Genomic DNA, 2,149 nt, shown 5'->3' with positions numbered 1-2,149 from the left:
CCTATGCCGGCAAGGTCGCCGCGATTGCCGACGCAACCGGCCGCGATGCGAAGGCACTGGTGGCCGGCATCCTTGCCATCGACACGATTTTCGACCCCGGCCTTGCCGCGAACGAGACGTTCCGCAAGGCCGTAACATCGGCGCTCGATGGGCTGCTTTCGGACGATCCGATGGCAACCGTCAGGCGCAATCTGAAACAAGCCGACACCACACGGTTGAAGCGGCCGGCTCGATCTGCATAGTACTAGTCGGTCGTGAATTCACGACCAGGGGAGGCAGTATGAAACTTGGAGTGCTCACCGCACCGTTCGCGGAGACGTCGCTTGGCGAGGTTGCCGGCTGGGCAAGCGCGGCCGGCTTCGAGGCGCTGGAGATCGCCTGCTGGCCGAAATCCTCCGGCGCCAGCCGCCGCTATGCCGGAACCAGCCATATCGACGCCGCCTCGACCTCCGCCGCGCAGGCGAAAGAAATCGTCGCTTCGCTGACCGAGAAGAACCTGTCGGTCTCCGGTCTCGGCTACTACCCCAACCCGCTGCACCCCGATGCCGCCCACCGCGACGACGTGATCGGCCATCTGAAGAAGGTGATCGTGCTGGCCGCCAATATGGGCGTGCCTGTCGTCAACACCTTCTGCGGCGGCGATGCTTCGAAGACCGTCGACGTCAACTGGCAGGAGGCGCTCAAGGTCTGGCCCGAAATCGTCGCCCATGCGCGCGAGCATGGTGTAAAACTCGCCTTCGAGAACTGCCCGATGATCTTCAGCTATGACGAGTGGCCGGGCGGGCACAACATCGCCTATTCGCCGCAGGTCTGGCGCCGCATCCTCGAAACCTGGGGCGGCGATGTCGGCATGAATTTCGACCCGTCACACCTGGTTTGGCAGATGATCGACCAGGCCCGCTTCATCAGGGAATTCGGCGCCTACATGCTGCATGTCCACGCCAAGGACCTGATGATTGATCGTGATGGTTTGTATGAGCGCGGAATCCTCTCTTCCGGCATAGGCTGGCAGGTGCCGCGCATGCCGGGGCTGGGCGATGTCGACTGGAGCGGCTTCTTCTCCGGCCTCTACCGTGCCGGCTATGACGGGTCGGTCATCATCGAACACGAGGACAGGCGATTTGAAGGCAGCGAAGACCAGGTCAAGCGGGGTTTTCTGCTCGCCCGCGACATGCTGCGGCCCTTCGTCAAATGACGGCACAAATGCATGTCGCCCAAACCGACATGCATGACAAGAATACAGGTCGGCAACGACATGTGGAGGACAACGACTTGAAGCGCAGCGCCTGAATCACTTTCCAAGCAATGCGCTTCAACGACTTGGAACTGAAACTGAAAAACAATGTGGAGGAAGTCTGAAATGAAGAAAATCCTGACCATGGTCCCGCTGCTTGCGGGTGCTGCCTTGCTGGCCTCGGTGGGCGTCTCGGCAGCCGCCGGCAAATACACGATCGGCATCTCCAACACCGTGCAGGGCAATGGCTGGCGCGAGGAGATGGTCTGCGCCATGAAGGCACAGGCGCTGGCGTCCGGCGAGGTCGCCAAGCTCAACATCGCCCACCGCAACACCGATGCCGCCGGCCAGTTGGAAGATATCCGCAACCTGATCAGCGCCAAGGTCGACGCCATCGTCGTCAACCCGGCCGATCCGGCCGGCATCAAGGCGGGCCTGGAAGAAGCCACCAAGGCCGGCATCGTCGTCGTTGCCGTCGACCAGGCGGTCACCGAGCCGTCGGCCTACATCATCTCCAACAACCAGGAACAGTATGCCTATCTCGGCGCCAAATGGCTGTTCCAGCAGATGGGTGGCAAGGGCGACGTGTTCTACATGCGCGGTGCCGCCGGCGCGTCCGCCGACTCTGACCGCGACAAGGGCTTCAAGAAGGCGTTGGCCGAATTCCCCGACGTGAAGGTCGCGCAGGAAGTCTTCACCGGCTGGCAGCAGGACCAGGCCAAGCAGCAGATGCTGTCCTTCCTCGCCACTGGCACGCCGATCAACGGCGTGTGGACCTCGGGCATCGACAACGTCATCGTCGACGCGCTGGTCGAGTCGCAGGCGCCGCTGGTGCCGGTGGTCGGCGCCGACAATGCCGGCTTCGTCGGCCAGCTGAGCTCGGTCAAGGGCCTCGTCGGTGCCGCGGTCACCAAC

At 62.8% G+C, this 2,149-nt stretch carries 2 protein-coding genes and 1 pseudogene; all 3 read left to right on the top strand.

Features of this window, described 5'->3' with window-relative positions; translation table 11 throughout:
- Positions 1–242, top strand: a pseudogene (locus EN935_RS32565) (mannitol dehydrogenase family protein); the annotation flags it as partial.
- 38 nt (positions 243–280) lie between these two features.
- Entirely contained in the window at positions 281–1,195 is a 915-nt protein-coding gene (locus EN935_RS32560; protein ID WP_127264246.1) for a sugar phosphate isomerase/epimerase, read from the top strand.
- A gap of 165 nt (positions 1,196–1,360) precedes the next feature.
- Positions 1,361–2,149, top strand: a 789-nt coding sequence (locus tag EN935_RS32555) for a substrate-binding domain-containing protein (protein ID WP_127374048.1), incomplete at its 3' end; no start/stop codon positions are given.

Origin of the sequence: Mesorhizobium sp. M7D.F.Ca.US.004.03.1.1, assembly GCF_003998635.1 — a bacterium.
GTDB classification, from domain to species: domain Bacteria; phylum Pseudomonadota; class Alphaproteobacteria; order Rhizobiales; family Rhizobiaceae; genus Mesorhizobium; species Mesorhizobium loti.
The sequence above is the reverse complement of the archived record's forward strand: the minus strand, read 5'-3'. Positions and strand labels throughout refer to the sequence as shown.